The following is a 2,068-nucleotide window of genomic DNA, read 5'->3' as shown; positions in this document are numbered from 1 at the left end:
CCGCCAGGCAGGCGCACAACGCGCGAACCGGCGTGACGGTCGCGGTCGTCGGCGGTCGACAACTGGCGCTCCGCCAAGCCGCCGAGACCCTCGCGGGTCTCGGCGGATCGCACACTCAGCCCGGCGGCCCGCTCCGGTTCACCGCCAGGCAGGCGCGGAACGCGTGACACCGCGCTGCGCTCGCAACCGGCGGTAGTCGGCAGATGGCGCTCGACCAGGCCATCGAGACCCCCGCGCGCCGCGGCAGGCCGGACCTCCGCCCCGGCGGCCCGGTCGGCCCCAGCGCCGGCCAGACGCGCAAGACCGAGCCGGACAAAGCGCGGCACGGCATGGCGGCCGTGGTCGTCGGTGGTCAGCAGGTGGTGTGAGGCGAGGCGGTCGAGACGGTCGTGGACCTCGGCGGGCCGGACGTCCACCAGGGCGGCGGCGCACCAGTCCGGCACGGGCCGGCGGAACAGCCCGAGCAGGCGCAGCAGATCGCGGTCCTCGCCGGGGCATTCGCGCAGCGCCGGCAGGACCGCGGCGCGCACGCTGAGGTCTCCGGCGACGAGTTCGTCGAGGGCGCGCCGGTCGTCGCCGAGGCGGGTGGCGAGGTCCGCGAGACGCAGGTGGGGCCGGGCGGCCAGCCGCAGGCCGGCGATGCGCACGGCCAGGGGAAGGCCGGCGCAGCACGCCACCAGGGCGTCGGCGGCCGCGGGTTCGGCCGCGATCCGCGCCTCGCCGGCCACGGCGGCGAGCAGGGCGCGAGCGTCCACAGTGGACAGCGAAGCCACGGGAACCTGCCATGCCGCCGTCAACCCCGGTAGTGGCCGGCCAGCCGTCACCAGGACGGCGCACCCCGGGCCGCTCGGGAGCAGCGGGCGGACGGCGGCCTCGGTACGCGCGTTTTCCAGCAGTACCAGCACCTTCCGGTCCGCGGTGTGCCCGCGCCACGCGGCGACGAGGGTGGTGAGGTCGCCGTCGAGCTCGGCCGGGGCGGCACCGAAAGCCCGCAGGAATGCCACGAGGATGTCCCGCGACGAGGTGGCCGCCAGGTCGGCCACGAGCTGCCCGTCGGGAAAGCGGCGCCGCGCCCGCCACGCGGCCTGCACGGCGAGCGCGCTCTTGCCCGCCCCGGGCGAGCCGTGGACCACGACCGGCGCGGGGGTGCGCAGGTGCCGGGTCACGGCGGCCAGTTCGGCCGCGCGGCCGGTGAAGTCGGGCAGAGGCGCGGGCAGCTGCGCGGGCGGGCCGCCGGCCGTCCACTCGGCGCCGGCGAGGCGGCGGTAGAGCGCGTCGAACTCCGGGCCGGGCACCACACCGGCCTCGTCCCACAGCGCGCGGCGCGTGCGGCGCAGCACGTCGAGCGCCGCGTCGCGGCGGTCCAGGCCCGCGAGCGCGTCGACGAGCCGGGCGGCGAGCCGCTCGTCGGCGGGCCGGGCGGCCACGACCGGGGCGAGCCGGTGCACCACGGCCTGCTCGTCGCCCTCGGCCAGCTGCAGGTCCACGAGCTGCAGCAGCACGGTCCGGCGCCGATCCTCCAACCACACCTCGTGCGCCTCGACGAGCGGTCCCGTCTCGACGTCGCAGAACGCCCCGCCGCGCCAGCACGCGAGCGCCCGGGTCAGCAGGTCGTGGCGCAGCCGCGGGTCCTCGGCGGCCAGCCCGGCCGACGCGAGCGCGACGAACTCGGCCGCGTCGAGCTCCCCCTCGGCCACGGTCAGCGCGTAGCCGCGCGGTCCCGACTTCAGCCGTTGTCCCGGATCGCCCGCGGCCAGCCCGGGTGAGAGCGCCTTGCGCAGCTTCGACACCGTCACCTGCACGATCGCCGCGGCACTCGGCGGCCCGCCGTCGGGCCACAGCTCGTCGACGATCGTCGCCCGGCCGACGACCTCGTTGGGTCGCGCGAGCAGCAGCGCCAGCAGCCGCCGCGGCTGGGCCGCCGACGGCAACGCGACCGTCGCCGCCAGCGGACCGAGGACCTGGAACCGCACCGCTAGTGTCCTGAGTCGTTAATTCGTTGGCAGTATGCGGCGAGGGTGTCGAGGATCTGGTCGGCGGTTTTGGTCCAGACGAAGGGTTTGGGGTC

1 protein-coding gene is annotated in these 2,068 nt (G+C 76.8%); it reads right to left on the bottom strand.

The features are described 5' to 3' along the window. Positions 1 to 1,973 (bottom strand): BTAD domain-containing putative transcriptional regulator (locus ACWEOE_RS15295; protein ID WP_452008848.1); only part of this gene is annotated, 1,973 nt, incomplete at its 3' end. Between the last annotated feature and the right edge of the window lie 95 nt (positions 1,974 to 2,068).

It is taken from the genome of Amycolatopsis sp. NPDC004368 (assembly GCF_053602515.1).
The sequence above is the reverse complement of the archived record's forward strand: the minus strand, read 5'-3'. Positions and strand labels throughout refer to the sequence as shown.